The sequence below is a fragment of the uncultured Parasphingorhabdus sp. genome (assembly GCF_963975735.1).
GTDB lineage: Bacteria > Pseudomonadota > Alphaproteobacteria > Sphingomonadales > Sphingomonadaceae > Parasphingorhabdus.
This window is the reverse complement of sequence record NZ_CAXBIA010000006.1, coordinates 84,647-104,135: the sequence shown is the minus strand read 5'-3', so window position 1 is coordinate 104,135 and position 19,489 is coordinate 84,647. Positions and strand designations below refer to the sequence as shown.

The window sequence follows — 19,489 nt, the reverse complement described above, 5'->3', positions numbered from 1 at the left end:
CCTGATCATGCCGCAAACAACACTCATTACACCCGTCATATTGTCCGGTGGCTCCGGAACCCGGCTATGGCCCCTTTCGACTCAAGAAAAACCCAAGCAGTTCCTTAATCTTCTTGGTCCACTCAGTATGTTTCAGCTAACGTTTCAGCGTTGCGCGGATAACGCTGTCTATCGTAATCCAATCATTGTAGGCGCTTCCGGCCATGCTGATATCATACAGGAGCAGATGCAGGAGATAGGCGCGCCGCCCAGCACGATCATATTGGAGCCCTGTGCCCGCAACACCGCGCCCGCGATTGCGCTTGCCGCACTCGCCGCCGAGAATCCCACTGATTTACTGCTGGTAATGCCAAGCGATCATATCATCAAAAATGTCCCGGCCTTTCAAAAGGCGGTGCAGGATTCAATTTCGGTCGCCCAAGCCCGCTGGTTGTTAACATTTGGCATCGAACCCACCGGACCAGCCACGGGTTATGGATATATTCAGCAGGGCGACAAGATTGTCGGAAGTACCAGAAGCCTGGCCGCGAAAAAATTTGTCGAGAAACCCAATCAGGAAAAAGCCGAAAAAATGCTCGTGGATGGTGGCTATTTCTGGAACGCGGGAATATTCCTGTTTCGGGCAGACGCCTATCTGGCCGCCATGGAAGAACAGTCCCCCGAAATGCTCAAGGCTTGCAGAGCGGCAATGAGCGGAGAACGGACAGAAAACGGGATTTGCTATCCTGACGCCGATGCATTTTCTTCAGCACCTTCGGATTCCATTGACTATGCGATCATGGAAAAAACAGCAAAGATTGCGGTTACCCCCGTCAATCCCGGATGGTCGGATGTGGGTAGTTGGGATTCTCTATTCGATATATCCGACAAGGATCCAGATTCGAATGTCATCTTCGGCAGGGCCGAAACAATTGGTTCGAACAACAACCTGATCCACAGTCACGACCTAGACGTCGCCGTTCTTGGCGTCGAAAACTTGATCATCGTCACTCATGGAAACAAGGTCGTGATTTTACCCCGAGGGCAATCTCAGGATGTAAAAAAAATCGCGCAGAAGCTTGAGGACAAGAGTTAGGTCAAAGGCATACACTCGTTCGATTTATCGGAATTCTGATTAATGCCAGTCTTTCCGGTCAGCCAACGCGGCCAAAATCTTGCAATCAGCAAGAGTGCTGATGGTAACAAAAGCGTATTCCAAATGTCCCTGATCGCCTCGTCATAGAATTCTTGCCTAACATGCGAGGCTTCCGGGAAATTGCTATAATCGGAATATTCATTGATCAAAGCAACCACTCCGACAAGCAGCCAGGGGATGGAGCTCCCAAGCGATCGTCGGCAGAATAATGCGGCGATTAATTGAACCCCAACACCTGCATATATATGCAGGGAGTCACGATCCAGTCCGGTCGACAATTCCAGCCATTGTTTAAGTTCAATCCATTGCATGGAAATCCGATTGGTCCAGCCGGAAGCAGGGGTCAATGTTTTTCCGGTCATCCGCGCCTTATTGGCCCGGCTTCTCTTTCCAGGGAAAGCCGGTTGCAATCGGTATGACAAGAAAGACTATTGAGATTGCAATCGGGTATGCGTAGAAGAACAATCCATCTATCAATGAATATGCAGATATCGTCGTAAAACCCATCACCGATATCAGCCTCACATATGATGGACTTTTCGCAATGAAAAATGCTGCGTAAACCGCGAGCCCCATCAAGGCCAAAAAAGACAGACCACCAATCACTCCCCAGTCGAACAAGAACTGAAGAATGCTATTGTGAGGATGTTTGAAGATGCCGGCAGCATTCGTACTAACAATTTGAAACTGGAAGGGGCCGTATCCAACCAAGGGCCGCTGAACAATCAATTGCCACGCTTCGATCCAAAAACTAATTCGTCCCGATGAAAATTCACCCGGATCTGAACTTGTATTCCAAAATCTCTGTAAAGCGCCAAACGCATCGTGGCGTGGCAACGGTGCAAGAATGGAAATCAGGGCACCGGAAATTGCCGCCAAAGCAGCTTTTGACAAGAACCGGAATGATCGCATTTCGGAAAAGCAGACAAAACACACCACAAATGCGACCAATATTCCAAATACGGGACCCCGGGAGCCTAGCCAAAGCAACAGCGCCGAATTCACAATTATAAGCAGAATATGCGTTTTCACGAATTCTGACGGTTTAGCAGCTATACTGGCTAGACTAATCGCGATGGCAGGCGCAAAAATATATCCCGTATGCCTTATGTTGGCGAAGCCCGGCAAATAAGAAACCCACTCCATATCACCATCAAGTCCTTTGGCATTGGCGAATACATATACGGTCAATCCAGCAACAGCGGCCGCTGTAGACAATATGATTGCCAGTTTCTCAAGACGAAGCGCTTCGAACCCAGCCTCACGGATCAGGTAAAGGATCGCTATGGAAAAGAGAAGATGGACGAACCAGACACCAGCTCCCAGAATCGCTACCTCGGGATTGGCGTCCGCAAAAAAAGTTGAAATGCATAAGAATAGCAACCATGAACTCAGCAGTATCTGAGCAGAAAGCGGTAGATTGCCGACAAATTTTGCGAAACTCAAACCTCGAACCACCGCAACGATACATATGACGATTTCTACATAAATCGCCGGCAGAAAAAACAGTCGTGCCGTGCTTTGCCACTCGGAGAAACTACCATCCCAGGACGTCAGGAACGTTACATGAAAGAGAGGCAATATAAAAATGGCCGCAATGCATATGAAGGCGGCATGCGATGACAGCACTTTTCCGACAGGAATTCCGCGTAATTTCTGACTTTCATTCAACTTTCTGAACTCCCGGAAAAGCGTCAAGTGCTGGCGACGATAAGTGATCTCTACCTTTTTATAGTTAACAGGAACTTATCAAAGTAGATTACTATTTGGATGCATACAGACATCACCGAACCGCCTCTCAAACAAAGATGAAGAATCTTCGTCTGCCAAATTGCACCGAAGGAAAATTCCGTTATCCTTCCCAGATCAGTTTGCACTGCGTTCCGCATTGGATATAGCGCTAACATGACACAGCTAAAATTCCGCCCTCGCCGATCCTGCCTGTACATGCCGGCCTCTAACGAACGGGCGCTGGAGAAGGCAAAGTCTCTGGCCGCCGACACGATTATTTTCGATCTGGAGGATGCAGTGGCTCCGGATGCCAAGGAAGCAGCCCGAGAGCAGGCCTGCGCTGCGCTGCAGTCCGGTGAATATGGTGACCGCGAACTCGTCGTGCGAATCAATGCGATGGACACGCCCTGGTTCGCCAGGGATCTCAAACAAGCCTGCCTCAGCCAGGCCGATGCCATCCTGGTGCCCAAAATATTGAGCGCGGATGACATCATCCAGATCAGTCGTTCGATTGACGAGATCGGCACAGACCTCACCACCCGTTTATGGGCCATGATAGAGATGCCGCAGGCGATATTGAATCTGGGAGACATTGCCGCGCTTGGCCCGAACACCCGACTGACATGTTTTGTCATGGGCTTCAATGATCTGGCAAAGGAAATGCGGGCACAGCATGACCGCTCCATATTCGGTCCGGTCATGACCCAGGCGGTTATCGCCGCACGGGCTTATGGCATCAACATTATCGACAGCGTCTACAATGACTTCAACGATCCCGATGGCCTTGAAAGGGAATGTCTGGAAGCCAGAAAGCTTGGTTTTGATGGCAAGTCGCTGATCCATCCTGTGCAGATCGAGACAGCGAACCGGATCTTTGCCCCGGATGCGGAAGCTATTGCCGAGGCAGAAGCGATCATCGCGGCGTTTAAAGACCCCGTCAACGCCGGCAAAGGCGTAATCGTCGTTGACGGGAAGATGACGGAGCTTTTGCATCTCAAACAGGCAAAACAGCTGGTAGAGACTGCTGAAGCGATCGCAGCTTTGGGTAAATAGCCGGTTCGCACTCGACAAGCCGTCAAAAAACCGTTTAAGTAGTCAATTGAAATGGATTTGACGGGGCATCAATGCCCTGCCCTTTGGAGAGCAGAGATGGAAGCATTGGAAGCAGCCGCTGGCGAAGTCAGCAAAGACGAAATCATGAAGCTTTTTCAGGCCCAACGCGATGCGTTTCATGCCGAATTGCCGGTGAGCTTTGACTCCCGGATGGATCGGATCAATCGCACAGCCAAGATGATCATCGAAAATAAGGATGCGCTTTGCGAAGCCGTCTCCAATGACTTTGGTCATCGCAGCAGCGTGCAGACCGTGATGACCGACCTGATGTCGATCGTCGGTCATGCCAAGGACCACAAGAAGAATCTGAAAAAATGGATGCGACCCGAGAAGCGCAAGATGGATTTCCCGCTCGGCCTGCTGGGGGCCAGCGGACAGGTCGAATATCAGCCAAAGGGCGTCGTCGGCGTTATCGCGCCGTGGAATTTCCCGATCAATCTCGCCTTTGACCCGGCGATCGGTGCCTTTGGTGCCGGCAACCGGGTGATCATCAAATTTTCCGAATTCTGCCCCGAGACGGGTGAACTGGTAAAGAAACTGGTCGCCGAATATTTCGCGCCCGAGGAAATGACCATCATCACCGGCGGCCCGGAAACCGGCAAGTCCTTCTCCGAAATTCCGTGGGATCACCTGATCTTCACTGGCGGTGGCGGAATTGCCAAACATGTGATGGCAGCAGCAGCGCAAAACCTCACCCCGGTCACGCTGGAACTCGGCGGCAAGTCACCGACCATCATCGGACCCGATGCGGATATCCAGAAGGCGACCCAGCGCATCGCCATGGGCAAGATGATGAATGCCGGGCAGATCTGTCTGGCGCCGGACTATCTGCTGGTCCCGCAGGACAAGGAAGATGCCGTTGTCGAAGGTATCGTATCGAATGTCGCGGAGCAATATCCGACCCTGATCGCCAATGACGACTATACGTCTGTGATCAACGGCCGGCATAAGGAGCGTCTGCAGGGACTGATCGACGATGCGGTGCAAAAGGGCGCAAAGCAGACGATCGTCAATCCCGGTGACGAGGATTTCTCCAACACCAACAGCAACAAGATGCCGCTCACCGTGTTGCAGAATGTCAATGACGACATGCGGGTAATGCAGGAAGAGATTTTCGGCCCGGTGCTTCCGGTGAAGACCTATCGCAATCTTGACGAAGTGATCGACTATGTGAACGATCATGACCGGCCGCTCGGACTATATTATTTCGGAGAAACGGAAAGCGACAAGCGCAAGCTGCTCGATCGCACCATTTCCGGCGGTGTCACGGTCAATGACGTGATCTTTCATATTGCCCAGCATGACCTGCCGTTCGGCGGGGTCGGACCTTCCGGCATGGGTGCCTATACCGGTCCGGACGGCTTCAAGGAATTCAGCCACGCCAAGGCTGTCTATCGTCAGCCGAAGATCAACATTGCCAAAATTGCCGGTTTCCTTCCCCCTTATGGTGCGGGTACGGAAAAGACCATGAAGCAACAGATGAAACTCTAGCGTCAGGCAAATATGGCAGATTTTCCGCTAGCGGGACTCAAGGTCCTGGATTTTTCGCGCGTCGTGGCTGGCCCTTATGCCACGCGCATGCTCTCGGACCTTGGCGCGGAGGTACTGAAGGTTGAACCCCCGGAAGGCGATGTGACGCGCAAGCTCGCCAGGCGGGAAAGCGGGGTTAGCGGCAATTATCTGCAGCTCAATATCGGCAAGAAGAATATCTGCGTCGACTTGAAAGCCGAAGGGGCGCGCGATCTGATCCACAGACTCGCCGCCGAGGCGGATATTGTCGTCGAGAATTTCCGGCCGGGTGTCATGGACAAATTCGGCATCGGCTGGGACGACCTGTCAAAGGTCAATCCCCGCCTGGTGATGCTCTCCATTTCCGGCTATGGTCAGAATAGCCCCGAACGAGCCCGCGCAGCTTATGCACCGGTGCTGCATGCCGAAAGTGGCATAATCGCCCGGCAAGCGGAAATGAGCGGCGGGAAACCGACCGATATGCAATTTGCGATGGCCGATAGCTACAGCTCTCTGCACGGAATTATCGCGATATTGTCAGCCTTGCGCACGCTCGACCAGACCGGTGAAGGCCAATATGTCGATCTCGCCATGGTCAATGTGCTGCATTCGGCCGATGACTATGCCCATTTCGCGCTCGATGATATCTGGCCGAAAGCGCCCGAAACTCTGGTCTGGGACGCGCCGGAACAGCGCCAGATATTGATCACCGGTGATATGAAATGGCTGTGGATCATGTTTTCAACGAAAGACGGCCTGCAGGATCCGACGCCGGAAGGTGCGGACATTCCAACGAAAGTACGGCTGCGCAATGAAGCGATGGAGAAGCACATCCTTTCCTATGACAGTTTCGATGCGCTAACCTGTGCCCTTGACCGGCTCAACCTCGCCTGGGGTGAAGTCTTTCCCTTTGGCCCGGACATCTACGAACAGCCCAGCGTCAAAGCCAATGGCGTCGTGGTCGATGTGACCGATGATGAAGGCAATGCCCGCCGGACCATCCAGTCACCCTATCGCTTCTCGAAATCGAAAAGCGGCATTGACGCCGATGCCAAAACCGCAAAACGCGGCGAACATAATGTCGCCGCGCTTCGGGATTGGTTGAATATGGATGATGAGGAAATCAGCGCGCTTGCCGAAAGCAAGGCGCTAATTTCCTGAAAGCTTAGGCTTCGCCGTTACGCGCCTGACGGCGTTTGAACGATTTCGCACCATTGTTCCAATGCTTCGGGCCGTCGCTCTTGGCTCCAGCGCCTGCGCTTGAACCCGGGCCGCCGCGTCCGGAACCGCCGCCGCCTGGACGACCTTTACGAGCGCTATGCTTGTTCTTGGGCGGTCCGTTACGGGTTGGCGTTGCGCCATATTTCTTGGGTTTCTGACCGTAGATGCGCGAAGCAACTTCTTCACGCGGCGGTTCGTCATAACCTTCCGGCAAAGGAATAACATCTGGCTTCACGCCGGTCAGTTTCACGACATCGCGCAGGAACTGACGCTCGTCCGGAGCGACCAGCGAGTAGGAAATACCGCTCGCGCCTGCCCGTGCTGTCCGGCCGATACGATGGACATATTGCTCGGATACGTTCGGCATGTCGAAGTTGATGACATGGGTAATGCCATCGACATCGATACCGCGCGCCGCAATATCGGTGGCGACAAGAATGTTGATCTTGCCCTTCTTGAAATCACCCAAAGCGCGTTCACGCTGAGGCTGGCTCTTGTTGCCGTGGATGGCCGCGGAGTGGATACCGACGGCCATCAGGTTTTTCACAACCTTGTCTGCACCATGTTTTGTCTGGGTAAACACCAGCATATGATCGGGATTTTCATTGTTGATGAAATCCTTCAGCAGGCGCTGCTTGTCGTCCTGATTGATATAGGTGACCTTCTGGTCAACCCGCTCGGCCGTCGTCGACTGCGGTGCAACCGAAACCTGGACCGGATTGGTCAGGAACTGGTCGGCCAGCTGCGAGATGGTCTTCGGCATGGTTGCCGAGAAGAACAGGCTCTGACGCTGTTTTGGCAACATCGGAACGATTTTCTTCAACGGAACAATGAACCCGAGATCAAGCATCTGGTCGGCTTCATCGAGCACCAGAATTTCAACTTTTGACAGGGTCAGATAGCGCTGATCGATAAGATCAAGTAAACGACCGGGGGTTGCGACCAATACGTCGACACCGCGTTCCAGGATGCGCTTCTGCCGGTTGATCGGCACGCCGCCAAAGGCGGAGGTTACGAAAAGGCCAAGACCTTTTGAATAGCCGGTCATGCTGTCGGCAATCTGCCGTGCCAGTTCGCGGGTTGGTGCAAGTACGAGCATCCGGCATTCGAAGCGACCGGCGCGTCGTTTGTCGTTCAGCAAATGATGAATGGATGGCAACGAGAAAGCGGCAGTCTTGCCGGTACCGGTTTGTGCGATGCCGAGAATGTCCTTGCCTTCAAGCGCCGGGGGGATCGCCTGCTGCTGGATCGGGGAAGGAGTGGTGTAGCCGCCTTCGGCCACGCGTTTTTGAATAGGTTCCGCCAATGCGAAATCAGAAAATTTAGTCAATTTTTTATACCTTGTAATAGCAGCAAGTTTCCAGCGCACAGCATGGAAGCTATACGCGTGTTCGCCGTCTGTTAAGACGACCCGCGTGATCAGGCTGCCGGAAAGAAAGAAGCAATGAAGGCGATAGGTTCGAGATGATCTTGCCATCTCTCACGCAGAACTTCCGCCAGACGGTCAATCGATATTGCCGCCCTTGCTGCGATGCAACATAGGTGTTTTTGAAATCATGTCAAGCGGCGTCGTGTCTCTAAGCGAATTTCCGTTCGGACGATCCTCTCCATGCTCCAGCCACAATTCCTGTCTATCCGCCGATGTCGAATAACAAATATGGACAAATAGTAATGCGGCATGACCGGTTTGAAAATATTGCAAGAACGGACCTTGTCGGCATATTGACTCTGGCCGTAGCCGAGCGTTGCCCCGATCCAGTCCAAAAGCCCGCAGAGCATGCTCAGTCTACCAAATTTAACCCAGTCTTGTGCATGCACATATCGAGTGCCATAGCGCACCATCGTTTGCCAACTTTCGAAGCCGGCAAGCGCAACGAAAGCCTACCCGGTTGCAAAGATGAGCGAGAAATGCCCGAAATCCCGAATTCCCAAGGAGCGAGCGAGAATTACAAGATAGGCGATCGAACATATAGCGTCGAAGCCTTCTCCCCCAAAAAGCCAGACAATGTTCGCGCCCATCCGTTTCAGGCCGGAGCCTTCTTGATGGCCGGTCACCACGTCATTTTTCATCGCCACGCCCCCTGGAGCATCGGCAGATCGAGCGCAACTGCGCCTGAGCAGCGGTATTAGACGATGACACAGGCAAAACGGATTTGCTTCCTGTTCAACCATGATCAAACGCATCAAATCGCGCATAGCCTGCCCATTGCCTTGGTTCTGGCTGAACGAGAGGGAGTTGCTGTAACGCTTGCCGTGACCAGCGACGCAATCGCCGGACAGATCGAACGGATCGCTGGCTCGTCCTTGTTACAAATGGAGATCGTTAGGCTTGATTTGCAATCCACTTTCTCCCGATTCACAAGGATGGCGTTTGACAAGATCGTGCCCGCCCGCAAACTGCTCATTTATCGTGATAATCTGGAATTTTTCCGTCAGTTCGATGCAATTGTGGTGACGGAGAAGACGTCGCTGATTCTCAAGACCCGTTACGGTCTGGACCAAGTTAAAATCATCCACACGCGGCACGGAGCCGGGGACCGCAGCATCGGATTTAACAAGGAAAGTGCGTTGTTCGACCTGTCGCTGGTCGCGGGCGAGAAGATTGCCCGCCGTCTTCAGGCAGAGGCGGGCGTCTCGCGGGAACGGATTGCAATTACCGGCTATGCCAAATTCGATCTCTATGCCGATGTCCGTGCGGACCTACCTTTTCCGGATTCCGACAAACCGACCGTCCTTTACAATCCGCATCCATCCCCTCGCCTTTCGAGCTGGTTCGCCATGGGGGAACGGGTGTTGAACGAGCTTACCGCATCGGACCGCTACAACGTCATTTTCGCGCCCCATGTAATGCTGTTCGCCCGCCGCAATGTCGTAACGATAGCACCTCCGGCATTTCGCCGTGTCCGTGCTCTTGCACCAGCGCTAACGGCGCGCACGAACTTGCTGGTTGATCAGGGCAGCGCAGCCTCGACCGATATGAGCTATACCAACGCAGCGGACATCTATATCGGAGACGTCAGCAGCCAGGTGTATGAATTCCTGCGCCGCCCGCGCCCGTGCCTGCATCTCGACGCGCATGGTGTCGATTGGCGCGACGATCCCAGCTATCTCCACTGGCACGCCGGGCCTGTCGCCGGACGACGCGCCAATATTGTCGAGGCGGTCGATGAAGCCATTGCCACGCATGGCGATTATCTCGCGTCCCAGCGCGCCATGCTGGCCGATACTTTTTCGATAACCGACGAAACCGCGGCTAACCGTTCTGCGCATGCAATATTGGACCTACTCAATGGATGATTTCGCAAGTCTCGATGGTCAGCGGGTCTGGGTCATGGCCAAAGGTTACCACCCGGACGAGGGTGGCATGCAGACCTATGCTGAGGGTGTCGCCGACGCTTACGCGGCGAGCGGAGCGGCGGTCACGGTGTTCACGCAAACCAGCGCCGGGCCGCGGGACTTTAGCGCGGGTGCTGTGCGCGTGATCGACATCGGGCCGGGCGGAGGCGCTAGCGTTCCGGTCCGGTTCTGGCGCGCGATGCGGCAGGAACTGCGGCTCAAGGGCGCGCCGCTGTTCACGCATGGCACAACCTGGCGCACATCGGTGCTGCCGATGGTCCTGCGACTCCCTTATGTTACCACATTCCATGGCCGCGAATTCATGTATGCGCGCGGCGCCATGCTGACTTTGATGCGGCTTGTTGCACGACGGGCGCAACGCTGTTTTGCCGTCAGCCATTACAGTGCCAACCAGCTTGTGGGCCGTCTGGCACCGCTCGCTACCGTTCCCTTGGTTGCATGGAATGGCCTGAGTGCCTGGAACCGCTCTGCCCGGAGCCCGCGCAAAGAAAACCACACGCCTCTGCTGGCCTCGCTCTGCAGGCTCGAACCGCGCAAGAATATCATTGCCTGCGTAAGAGCCTGCGCCACCTTGCGCGACAAGGGGTACGACTTCCGCTATCTTATTGCCGGACGCGGTCCGGACCTTGAAGCAATTAAAGCCGTTGTGGAAAGCTGCGCTTTGGAGGACTTCGTCGAAGTCGCCGGATTCGTATCTGCAGAACGCGCGGCACAGCTTTATGCCGACGCCGACATCTTCCTTCACCCGCAGGTGGCAGCCGATGACGGCCGCGATTTCGAAGGATTCGGCATCGCGATCGGCGACGCGATGGCGGCCGGGGCCGCTGTCATAGTCGGTGAGCAAGGCGGTGCAAAAGAACTGGTTGTTGAGGGTATTTCGGGGCTGATCGTCGACGGGGCCGACACCGATGCCATCGTCCAAGCACTGGAGCGACTATTAGCCGATAAACAGTCGAGCCAGAAAATGGGTCGAGCGGGCCAGCTTCGCGCGCGTGAATATTTCACCTGGAAACGGCACATTGCGGTCATCTTGAGCGCTATCGACTTGAACTGCTGAAACATGCCGACGTCCAGCAACGGGCATGGGCAATTCGCTGGCCTCGCTTGCTCGACCCATACCCACTGCCCTCTACCGGCGAACGTCGGTGCCGGAACCCGGTGACAACCAAAAAACTATCAATCCTGACAGATATATTTATGGCGTAGCCCATGACAGACGAAAAGCCACACAATCGTGACAAGAACTACCGGATTAAAAGCGACAGCTTGTTTCTCAAGGCTCTGGGCGTCGCCAACGACGCCGGAGAGATCAAACCCAATAAATATGCGAAATATCGCCAGATCTGCCGCTTTGTCGAGATTTTCATCGAGCGGATCGAGCGGACCCAGGCGGTCAAACAGAAGCGGGTCAAGGTTCTGGATATCGGATCGGGCAAAGGCTATCTGACCTTTGCGATGTATGACCAGCTCGCCCGGGCCGGACTCAATCCCAAGATTGACGGCGTCGATACACGCTCGGAGATGGTCGACCTCTGCAATCAAGCGGCACAAACCTCCGGTTTTGAAAATCTGGCGTTCCACAATATGAAGGCCGAGGATTTCGTTCAGGGCTATTATGATGCGATCATCGCCCTGCACGCCTGCGACACCGCAACCGACGATGCCTTATTCTATGGCATAAGATCGAAATCCAAACTGATCGTCTGCGCCCCCTGCTGCCAGCATGAAGTCTTGGTCGATCTGCAGAAGAGCGAGACCGAGAACCGGAAATTCATCTCGCACGGCCTGTTTCTGCAAAAGCAGGCGGATCTGATCACCGACAACAGCCGCGTAATGCTTCTCCGTTCGCAGGGTTATCAGGTCGATGTCATCGATTTCGTCTCGACCGAGCACACGCAGAAAAACACGCTGATCACAGCGATCAAGAAGAACAAGCCCTCTCCCAAATATCTCGAGCAATATGAAGCCTATAAGAAGGCCTATGGCTTTAGCGGGATCAAGCTGGAGACGCTGATGCGCGAGGCGGGGTTGATCCGCTCGGAGTAAAACCGCGCCCTAGTTTTCGCGCCGCTTTGGCTAACAACCGGCACAATGCATCTCTCCGGTCGAGACCGCCAAGTTGCTGGACTTGCGATGCCAGTCGATGAAACTTCAAGAACCGAGCCGATTGCCCATTGTTTCCCCGAGACGCACCACCTTTTCCGGCGCCCAGTCGGCTGAGAAAGCCACGGTCTGCGGCCTGAACAGCATGATTACCGTAGAGCCGAGCAGGAAACGCCCCATCTCCTCGCCCTTTTCGAGCGCGATATCCTGATCCGCATAAGTCCACTGCATAATCTTGTTGGCAGGCTTTGGTCTGACTACGCCGTGCCAGACAGTTGCCATGCTGCCGACGATTGTAGCGCCGACCAGGACCATCGCGAATGTGCCATGCTCCGCTGATTCAAACACACATACGACCCGCTCGTTTCGCGCGAAAAGATTAGACACAGCGCGCGCAGTGGTTGGATTAACCGAAAACAGCGAGCCCGGCACGTAGGTCATGCTCGTAAGCCGGCCGTCACAAGGCATGTGTATGCGGTGATAATCCTTGGGTGACAGGTAGACATTGGCGAAGCTGCCGTTGCGGAACTTTGCCGCTAATGCTGTATCGCCGCCAAGCAACTCGGTCGTCGTAAAAGAATGGCCCTTGGCCTGAAGGATGTGATGGTCATCAATAGCACCAAGCTGACTGATCGCGCCATCCACCGGGCAGGCAAAATCCGCTTTGGTGATCGGTCGCGCGCCGGCCCTGAGTGGACGGGTGAAGAAAGCGTTGAAGCTGTTATAACTCAAGATGTCCGGATTTTTTGCCTCGCTCATATCGACTGCATATTTGCCAACGAACCAGCGTATCAGCCGGGTCGTCAGCTTGCCTTGCTCCGCCTCGGCAACGCGGCCAGCAAAGGTGGTAAGCCCCCGCTTTGGCAGCATGTACTGAGACGCAACTTTCAAACGTTCTAACAATAATTTTCTCGCCTCAATGGATTCATCAACTCTTGAACGCTGCTAAAATGCGGCTTCGGAATTTGGCGCATGCACGATGGGCTCGAGCGACGTTTCAAATTCCAGCACTCCACAGAATTTCCCTGCCTCGTAACAGTCAATTACAGGCTTGGCCACTTGCATCTAAAGCGCGCAGCCTCATCAAGAGTGATCGAGGATCATCCGCTGTTGGCGCAGACAAACCTGAGTTGGAAAGACCGCTGATGGGCTGGAAGCCGTCGTAAGGATGCCCCTCTATTCCGGCTTTGCCAGTGACGCGGGCAATACGGTCTTCTGGAGGGCATTGCTGGCTTTCCAATACTCGCCGACAGGGTCCCAACCCTGGAACACGACAACGACATCATCGTCCGGGAACACCATGATCCGCTGTCCCCCCAGTCCAAACCCCCCGAAACCGAGTGCGGACCCATTCCCGTCCTCAGGCACCCACCATTGATAGCCGTAGCCATAAGGGGAGGAATTGTCCCCGGTTGCGCCAGGCGGAACAATAGAAGCCACAGACCGGCGCACCCAGTTTTTTGAAATAACGCGCTTGCCGTCCCATAGCCCGTCTCGCAGGAACAGATACCCGATCCGCGCCAGATCATGGGCTGAAAGGTATAGCCCGCCTTCTGTATCCGCTTCGCCATCGGGCGTGATTTTCCAGTAGAACTCATCAATACCGATTGGGCTGAACAGCTTTTCTCGCGCCCACGCATCGACGCGCTTGCCGGTCGCTTCGTGCAGGATTTTACCGAGAAGCACGCTCGCGCCGTCATTATATTTGAAGACTGTGCCAGGCTCCGCATACATCGGCTGGTCAAGGATGAACTGAATCCACGTCTCGGAGTTTTCAAGCAAGTAAGTACTGTCGGTTTCAGACCCGAAACCACCCGCGTCATCCCACGCGATGCCGGTTCGCATGGTCAGGAGATCGCTGATCGTTATACGCCCCTTGCGCGGGTCCGATCTATCGACTTCATATGCGTCAAAAAAGGGCAGTATCGGCACGTCGATTCCCTCGATAAGCCCCTCGTCAATCGCGATACCCAGGGCAGCGGAATTGATGCTTTTCGTGACGGACTGCACTGTATGCAGATCCGTTCCCTGATAATAAGGATGCAAAGCAGCATTGTCGTAATTATATATTGGATTGCTGAAGTTCGGCGTTAACCGGTCATCCTTGGCCAGCGTCGCGGCCAGCGCTGCATAGTCCCGCTTGATGTTCTTTTCGGCGACGATGCGACCGTGTCGAATGAGCAGAAAATGATCAACGCGGCCGTATTTTTCAGCTACCAGGTCCTCGATGAAACGATTGACGGGTTCGGGATCAAATCCTTCCGCCTCGAGCGTCGAATATTCCCATTCTTCTTGCGGCCATGAAATATCTGGCGCGTGTTCGGACGCCCTGACAGAGTTGATCCCGTCGTTTTGAGGGCTGCTGCACCCCACCGTCAAAGCCGCCAAGGCACAGGCGGTCAGCAAACGCATTATATCGGAAGCACTTTTCGAAAGGCGTGTGGTCATTGTAATCCCCTTTTCCGCACCGAAGAAAGCGCCCTGTTATCCAGCATGCATAGCCGATGTTGCGTTCATTGTAAGGCCCGCTTTTACGTCCACATGCGAGCGCTCAATACGACCAGTGTGGATATCCGGAAGTGGGGGGCGTGAACTGACTGGCAGCTTCGATTTTTTTCCAATCCCAGGTTGTGCGCCCCTATTGAGGATTGAGCTTAATCGGGACAGGCAACTGCCACGAACAGAAAGCGGCAATTAAAATCGAGGCACTGGCCACCGTTCCCACTTGAAGCGGGAAGCAGACTGGTTAGAGTGGATAGTTCACCGGCCGCGCACCACGCGAGGCAGACGCAAAAAAACACGCTGATCACAGCGATCAGGAAGAACAAGACCTCTCCAAAATATCTCGAGCAATATGAAGCCTATAAAATGGCCTATGGTTTTAGCGGGATCAAGCTGGAAACGCTGATGCGCGAAACGGGATTGATCCGCTTGGAATAAGATTACACCATAAAATTCAGGACATTTTGGCCAACAAACGCCGCAATCCATCTCGGCGGTCGCGATCCCCTTCCAGCGCGGACATATTAGCGCACAAACAAAAAGCCCCGCCAGATTGCTCCGACAGGGCTTTGAAACACATTTGTTGTGTGGCAATTAAGCGTAGCTGACTTTCACATTTGCCTTGCGTTGACGGCGCAATGCCCCGCCTATGGCTCCAAAGCCAAAGATCATGAACGCCCATGTCGCTGGCTCTGGAACTGCTCCGGTAAGTGAACCAAATGCAACATTATCAATGACTGCAAAGCCATTTGTCTGGCCTAGTTCTACTCGATCGAAAGAATTGGTTGAAGTCACACCGAAAAATGAACCCCCGCCGGACGCGACGTCAAAGTTGATTGTGTCGAGAAGCGTTGCGCCATTGAACAGGTAAAATATGAATGGTGCATTGGCTCCACTTTGAGAACCGCCACCAAAATTCTGGAAAAAGTCGGCTCCGAAAACGTCAGTGGGGTTGTCGAGAGAAATACTCATGACACCACCGAGAGGAAAATCTGTGCCTAACGCTATTGTTGGATTACTGGACTGGCCGGCAGCGGCGATATAAAAATTCCCGCCATTTTCTGGCGTAAAGGTTATACCGGCGGCAACGCCTGAACATGGACCGCTGCCGCTCGACACCGACTGGTTGTTTGATAAACCAGTACCACCCGGACAACCTTCAAAATCGATGATAGTATTAACGCCAGTGGCACTGTCGAACGATGTCCTGTCATTGAAAATGGTGGTTGCACCAAATGCAGCTGAACTTGAGAAAAGCGCGCCAGTCGCGACGACTGCAAAGACTGAAATTTTCATAATTATAAACTCCCTGTAGCTCCCTTTCGGGAAAGAACACATCAATCGAAGCGACTCCAAATTACGCAGCTCTTAACAAAAAGTTAACCGCTACCACGGCCATAATCAATAGAATTCCCCAGATTTCACTATCATTCCCATTTTGGCACATATTTCAATTGTCCCCCTTTCAACCATTGAGGCCGTATGAAGAGATGGGTCCAACTTGAACGCCAAGGCCCAAAAGCGGCCTTTCTAATCAAGACACTCGCTATCGTTCCTACTTGATGCATGAGGCAGACTGGTTAAAGTGGAAACTTCTCGCACCACGCGAGGCACACGCCCTTCAAGACGGATGATAACATGCGCAACCTGCTCCTTTCCGCCATCGCTCTCGCCGCTTTCACGGTCAGCCCCGCCGCCGCTCAGGAAACAGCTTCTCCGGAGAAACCGGCGCTGGATATCGGCGCAGGCGGACGACCGGTTGGCGAGGCCTGGTCGCGCAGCCCGGTCTATGCCCAGCATGGCATGGCGGCGACCGCCCATCCGCTGGCCAGCCAGATCGCCATCGACATATTGAAAAAGGGAGGTTCTGCCGTCGACGCGGCGATTGCGGCAAACGCGGCGCTGGGGCTGATGGAGCCGACCGGCAACGGTATCGGCGGCGATATGTTCGGGATCATCTGGGATCCCGAGACGCAGAAATTATACGGCCTCAACGGTTCGGGCAAAAGCCCGATGGGGACCAGCTACAAGCAGTTCATCAAGCAGCTGAAGGGCAGCAAGACCATCCCGCCTTTCGGCCCGATGCCGGTCACGGTGCCCGGAACGGTCGACGCCTGGTTCGAAATGCACGGAAAGTTCGGCAAGCTGAGCATGGCCGATATCCTCGCGCCGACGATCGCTTATGCCAAGGACGGCCATCCGGTCGCGCCGGTGATCGGCTATTATCTCGACAGCAATCTCAAGCGGTTCGAGCAAAGCCTGGATATGATCGGTGATTTCGACAATGCGCGGAATACCTATTTCAAAAACGGCGCGCCCAAGGCGGGCGAGATGTTCAAAAATCCTGATCTCGCCAACACGCTCGGAAAAATCGCCACTGGCGGCCGCGATGCCTTTTACAAAGGCGAGATTGCCAAGACGATCGACGGCTATTTCAAACGGATTGGCGGCAATCTGCGCTATGAAGATTTCGCCGCCCACAGCAGTCTTTGGGTAGAACCGGGCTGCGTCGACTATCGCAAGGGCTATGAGCTGTGCGAGCTGCCACCTAACTCGCAAGGCTTCGCGGCGCTGCAAATGGCCAATATCCTCAAAAATGTCGATCTGACCCAATGGCCGCGCGGCAGCGCCGAGGTTTTGCATTATATTACCGAAGCCAAACGGCTGGCCTTTGAAGATGTCGCGCGCTTTTACGCCGATCCGGAGGCATCCCCTGCCCCGCTGCAATGGCTGCTGTCCGACGATTATGGCAAAGAACGTTTCGCTTTGATCGATCCGGCTAAAGCCACACCCGGCTTCGGTCCGGGCGAGCCGAAGCTCGAAGGCGAAGGCGACACGACCTATCTCACCGTCGCCGACAAGGATGGCATGATGGTGTCGCTGATCCAGTCCAATTATCGCGGCATGGGCAGCGGGCTGGTCGCCGATGGCCTCGGCTTCATGTTTCAGGATCGCGGAGAGTTGTACTCGCTCGATGCCAAGCATCCCAATGCCTATGCGCCCGGCAAGCGTCCGTTCCAGACGATCATCCCCGCCTTCATGAAGAAGGACGGCAAACCGTTCATGTCGTTCGGCCTGATGGGCGGCGGCATGCAGCCGCAGGGCCATGTCCAGGTGATGATCAACATGGTCGATTATGGCATGAATCTGCAGGAAGCCGGCGACGCCGCGCGTCTCAACCATGACGGCGGTCGCCAGCCGACCGATGATCTGGCTGGAACCGGTGCCGATCTGCTGGGTATACTCAATGTCGAACCGGGCATATCGGCGGAAACGATCGAAAGGCTGAAAGCGATGGGACATGTTGTAGAGGTCGTTGACAATGGCGCAATGTTCGGCGGTTATCAGGCGATCACCCGCGACGCGGAGACGGGCGTCTACACCGGCGCCACCGAAATGCGCAAAGACGGTCAGGCGATTGGCTACTGAACAAGCATCGCCTTTGCCTCAAAAATCAAAAAGAACTGGAATGAAAATGCAAAAACCCCTTCTCGTCGCCCTGTTGCCGCTACTGGCCCTCGCCCAACCCGCATCGGCCCAGATGGAAAATTTCAAGCCCGGCCCGGTTTTCACAGATTTCGGCCCGACGGCTCCGGTCCAGCAAAGCGAGCCACTGACGAAAGACGCAATGTTCAAGATCAGCTTTGATGTGGCCAAGGGGGCTGAACCGGACAAGATCAATCGCACGATCGAAAGCGCTGCGCGTTTCATCAACATGCATGTCGCCGCCGGAGTTCCGGAGAAGAATATCCAGCTTGCTATAGTCGTTCATGGCGGCGCATCGTTGGATCTGACAAATCAGGAATTTTTCGCGGCGCGCAGGGACGGTGCTGAAAATGCCAACGCAGCAGCCATCGCGCAATTGCAGGAATATGGGGTGAAATTTTACCTGTGCGGCCAGAGCGCGGCGGCCAACGGCATCAGCAACGCTGACCTGCTGCCGGGCGTACAAATGTCGCTCTCCGCGATGACGGCCCACGCCCTGCTGCAACAGCAGGATTTCACGATCAACCCGTTCTGATCCGGTGAACCATTATCCATGCTGAAGGTCGCTAGTTACAATATTCACAAGGGGGTCGGCACCGACAGGCGCCGCAACCCGGGTCGGATCATCGATGTGCTCAACGAGATCGATGCAGATATTATCGCACTGCAGGAGGCTGACCGCCGCTTTGGCGCGAGGGCTGCGGCTATTCCGCAGAAACTGCTCGAGATGCACAGCGACTATCGCGCTATACCGCTGGATGTGCAGATCGATTCAATGGGCTGGCACGGTAACGCGATACTGGTCCGTAAATCCGCGACGGTGGTGGCTCATGATATCATGCATATACCCTGTCTCGAACCGCGCGGCGCGATCATGGCCCATTGCGAGTGGGAGGGCAAAGAGCTGGCGATTTTCGGCATGCACCTCGATCTGTCGGGCCTGTGGCGCAGAAGGCAGGCCGCGGCAATCATCAAGCTCGCCCAGGAAAAGCAACGCGAGGTCCCGGTCGTGCTGATGGGCGATCTCAATGAATGGAGCGCCGCCAGCGGCTGCCTGAAGGATTTTGGCAAGGCTTTCGAGATGGTGGAATGCGGCCGGAGCTTTCATTCCCGCAGCCCGATCGCCACGCTCGACCGGATCATGCACTCCGATGATATCCAGTCTTCAGCCGCGGGAGTCCACGATAGCCCGGCTGCGCGCAAGGCATCCGATCATCTGCCGGTATGGGCGACAATCGCATTCGGCTAAAGTCCCTTCGGCTGTCACCTGACAGCACTACGTAACTCTACCTATATTGCCCCGAACAGCACACTGGTAGCGCCAGTTCCACA

Annotated in this window: 18 protein-coding genes; 11 read left to right on the top strand and 7 right to left on the bottom strand. The window is 54.6% G+C overall.

The features are described 5' to 3' along the window. The first annotated feature begins 7 nt into the window (after positions 1 to 7). Complete coding sequence (locus AACZ86_RS09285; protein ID WP_339691695.1) at positions 8 to 1,075, top strand: mannose-1-phosphate guanylyltransferase/mannose-6-phosphate isomerase; 1,068 nt, start codon at positions 8 to 10, stop codon at positions 1,073 to 1,075. Here the strand turns inward: AACZ86_RS09285 and AACZ86_RS09280 are convergent. Further along, positions 1,072 to 1,497 carry a hypothetical protein gene (locus tag AACZ86_RS09280; protein ID WP_339691693.1) on the bottom strand — a complete coding sequence of 142 codons (426 nt, stop codon included), beginning with the start codon at positions 1,495 to 1,497 and terminating at the stop codon, positions 1,072 to 1,074. The genes AACZ86_RS09285 and AACZ86_RS09280 overlap by 4 nt on opposite strands. Before the next feature lie 7 nt (positions 1,498 to 1,504). Continuing rightward, positions 1,505 to 2,806, bottom strand: a complete 1,302-nt coding sequence (locus AACZ86_RS09275) for an O-antigen ligase family protein (protein ID WP_339691691.1) — start codon at positions 2,804 to 2,806, stop codon at positions 1,505 to 1,507. Between the two features lie 234 nt (positions 2,807 to 3,040). Here AACZ86_RS09275 and AACZ86_RS09270 point away from each other — a divergent pair, with 234 nt between their 5' ends. The 3 genes from AACZ86_RS09270 (at position 3,041) to AACZ86_RS09260 (ending at position 6,649) form a co-directional block, all read left to right on the top strand. Then, entirely contained in the window at positions 3,041 to 3,919 is an 879-nt protein-coding gene (locus tag AACZ86_RS09270; RefSeq protein WP_339691689.1) for a CoA ester lyase, read from the top strand. Positions 3,920 to 4,015: 96 nt separating this feature from the next. Then, on the top strand, positions 4,016 to 5,470 hold the full coding sequence (locus AACZ86_RS09265; RefSeq protein WP_339691687.1) for a coniferyl aldehyde dehydrogenase: 1,455 nt from the start codon (positions 4,016 to 4,018) through the stop codon (positions 5,468 to 5,470). A gap of 12 nt (positions 5,471 to 5,482) precedes the next feature. Beyond that, positions 5,483 to 6,649 carry a CaiB/BaiF CoA-transferase family protein gene (locus AACZ86_RS09260; RefSeq protein ID WP_339691686.1) on the top strand — a complete coding sequence of 389 codons (1,167 nt, stop codon included), beginning with the start codon at positions 5,483 to 5,485 and terminating at the stop codon, positions 6,647 to 6,649. Between the two features lie 4 nt (positions 6,650 to 6,653). Here the strand turns inward: AACZ86_RS09260 and AACZ86_RS09255 are convergent, their stop codons facing one another. Further along, entirely contained in the window at positions 6,654 to 8,039 is a 1,386-nt protein-coding gene (locus AACZ86_RS09255) for a DEAD/DEAH box helicase (RefSeq protein WP_339691684.1), read from the bottom strand. A 551-nt stretch (positions 8,040 to 8,590) separates the two neighbouring features. Further along, positions 8,591 to 8,905, bottom strand: a complete 315-nt coding sequence (locus AACZ86_RS09250; RefSeq protein WP_339691681.1) for a hypothetical protein — start codon at positions 8,903 to 8,905, stop codon at positions 8,591 to 8,593. A 57-nt stretch (positions 8,906 to 8,962) separates the two neighbouring features. On the opposite strand from AACZ86_RS09250, the gene AACZ86_RS09245 reads away from it, so the two are divergent. The 3 genes from AACZ86_RS09245 (at position 8,963) to AACZ86_RS09235 (ending at position 12,112) form a co-directional block, all read left to right on the top strand. Next, positions 8,963 to 10,006, top strand: a complete 1,044-nt coding sequence (locus tag AACZ86_RS09245) for a hypothetical protein (RefSeq protein WP_339691679.1) — start codon at positions 8,963 to 8,965, stop codon at positions 10,004 to 10,006. Further along, a complete protein-coding gene (locus AACZ86_RS09240) occupies positions 9,999 to 11,123 on the top strand; it encodes a glycosyltransferase family 4 protein (RefSeq protein ID WP_339691677.1) in 1,125 nt (374 codons plus the stop codon). The genes AACZ86_RS09245 and AACZ86_RS09240 overlap by 8 nt, the downstream gene beginning before the upstream one ends. A 152-nt stretch (positions 11,124 to 11,275) precedes the next feature. Then, a complete protein-coding gene (locus tag AACZ86_RS09235; protein WP_339691675.1) occupies positions 11,276 to 12,112 on the top strand; it encodes an SAM-dependent methyltransferase in 837 nt (278 codons plus the stop codon). Between the two features lie 105 nt (positions 12,113 to 12,217). Here AACZ86_RS09235 and asd read toward each other — a convergent pair whose 3' ends face one another. Both asd and AACZ86_RS09225 read right to left on the bottom strand, forming a co-directional pair. Then, positions 12,218 to 13,039: an archaetidylserine decarboxylase gene (gene asd / locus AACZ86_RS09230; RefSeq protein WP_339691673.1), complete on the bottom strand. Its 822-nt coding sequence runs from the start codon at positions 13,037 to 13,039 to the stop codon at positions 12,218 to 12,220. 306 nt (positions 13,040 to 13,345) lie between these two features. After that, positions 13,346 to 14,557 (bottom strand): serine hydrolase, encoded by a 1,212-nt coding sequence (locus AACZ86_RS09225; RefSeq protein ID WP_339691671.1) that lies wholly within the window; start codon positions 14,555 to 14,557, stop codon positions 13,346 to 13,348. Positions 14,558 to 14,920: 363 nt separating this feature from the next. Here AACZ86_RS09225 and AACZ86_RS09220 point away from each other — a divergent pair, with 363 nt between their 5' ends. Next, entirely contained in the window at positions 14,921 to 15,109 is a 189-nt protein-coding gene (locus AACZ86_RS09220) for a hypothetical protein (protein WP_339691668.1), read from the top strand. 156 nt (positions 15,110 to 15,265) lie between these two features. Here the strand turns inward: AACZ86_RS09220 and AACZ86_RS09215 are convergent, their stop codons facing one another. Continuing rightward, on the bottom strand, positions 15,266 to 15,967 hold the full coding sequence (locus tag AACZ86_RS09215; protein ID WP_339691666.1) for a PEPxxWA-CTERM sorting domain-containing protein: 702 nt from the start codon (positions 15,965 to 15,967) through the stop codon (positions 15,266 to 15,268). Between the two features lie 342 nt (positions 15,968 to 16,309). Between AACZ86_RS09215 and ggt the strand changes: the two genes are divergently transcribed. Genes ggt through AACZ86_RS09200 form a run of 3 tightly spaced genes read left to right on the top strand, consistent with a single transcriptional unit; the run spans position 16,310 to position 19,406 of the window. Next, on the top strand, positions 16,310 to 18,100 hold the full coding sequence (ggt, locus tag AACZ86_RS09210; RefSeq protein ID WP_339691664.1) for a gamma-glutamyltransferase: 1,791 nt from the start codon (positions 16,310 to 16,312) through the stop codon (positions 18,098 to 18,100). A 46-nt stretch (positions 18,101 to 18,146) separates the two neighbouring features. After that, positions 18,147 to 18,692, top strand: coding sequence for a DsrE family protein (locus tag AACZ86_RS09205; protein WP_339691661.1), 546 nt, complete (start codon positions 18,147 to 18,149; stop codon positions 18,690 to 18,692). A gap of 18 nt (positions 18,693 to 18,710) precedes the next feature. Then, positions 18,711 to 19,406, top strand: a complete 696-nt coding sequence (locus AACZ86_RS09200; RefSeq protein ID WP_339691659.1) for an endonuclease/exonuclease/phosphatase family protein — start codon at positions 18,711 to 18,713, stop codon at positions 19,404 to 19,406. The last annotated feature ends 83 nt before the right edge of the window (positions 19,407 to 19,489 follow it).

What these genes read in the sequence shown, in the direction of transcription:
- AACZ86_RS09285 (WP_339691695.1), top strand. Translation starts at nt 8, where the DNA reads ATGCCGCAAACAACACTCATTACACCCGTCATATTGTCCGGTGGCTCC.
- AACZ86_RS09280 (WP_339691693.1), bottom strand. Translation starts at nt 1,497, where the DNA reads ATGACCGGAAAAACATTGACCCCTGCTTCCGGCTGGACCAATCGGATT.
- AACZ86_RS09270 (WP_339691689.1), top strand. Translation starts at nt 3,041, where the DNA reads ATGACACAGCTAAAATTCCGCCCTCGCCGATCCTGCCTGTACATGCCG.
- AACZ86_RS09265 (WP_339691687.1), top strand. Translation starts at nt 4,016, where the DNA reads ATGGAAGCATTGGAAGCAGCCGCTGGCGAAGTCAGCAAAGACGAAATC.
- AACZ86_RS09260 (WP_339691686.1), top strand. Translation starts at nt 5,483, where the DNA reads ATGGCAGATTTTCCGCTAGCGGGACTCAAGGTCCTGGATTTTTCGCGC.
- AACZ86_RS09250 (WP_339691681.1), bottom strand. Translation starts at nt 8,905, where the DNA reads ATGCGCGATTTGATGCGTTTGATCATGGTTGAACAGGAAGCAAATCCG.
- AACZ86_RS09240 (WP_339691677.1), top strand. Translation starts at nt 9,999, where the DNA reads ATGGATGATTTCGCAAGTCTCGATGGTCAGCGGGTCTGGGTCATGGCC.
- AACZ86_RS09235 (WP_339691675.1), top strand. Translation starts at nt 11,276, where the DNA reads ATGACAGACGAAAAGCCACACAATCGTGACAAGAACTACCGGATTAAA.
- asd (WP_339691673.1), bottom strand. Translation starts at nt 13,039, where the DNA reads ATGCTGCCAAAGCGGGGGCTTACCACCTTTGCTGGCCGCGTTGCCGAG.
- AACZ86_RS09215 (WP_339691666.1), bottom strand. Translation starts at nt 15,967, where the DNA reads ATGAAAATTTCAGTCTTTGCAGTCGTCGCGACTGGCGCGCTTTTCTCA.
- ggt (WP_339691664.1), top strand. Translation starts at nt 16,310, where the DNA reads ATGCGCAACCTGCTCCTTTCCGCCATCGCTCTCGCCGCTTTCACGGTC.
- AACZ86_RS09205 (WP_339691661.1), top strand. Translation starts at nt 18,147, where the DNA reads ATGCAAAAACCCCTTCTCGTCGCCCTGTTGCCGCTACTGGCCCTCGCC.
- AACZ86_RS09200 (WP_339691659.1), top strand. Translation starts at nt 18,711, where the DNA reads ATGCTGAAGGTCGCTAGTTACAATATTCACAAGGGGGTCGGCACCGAC.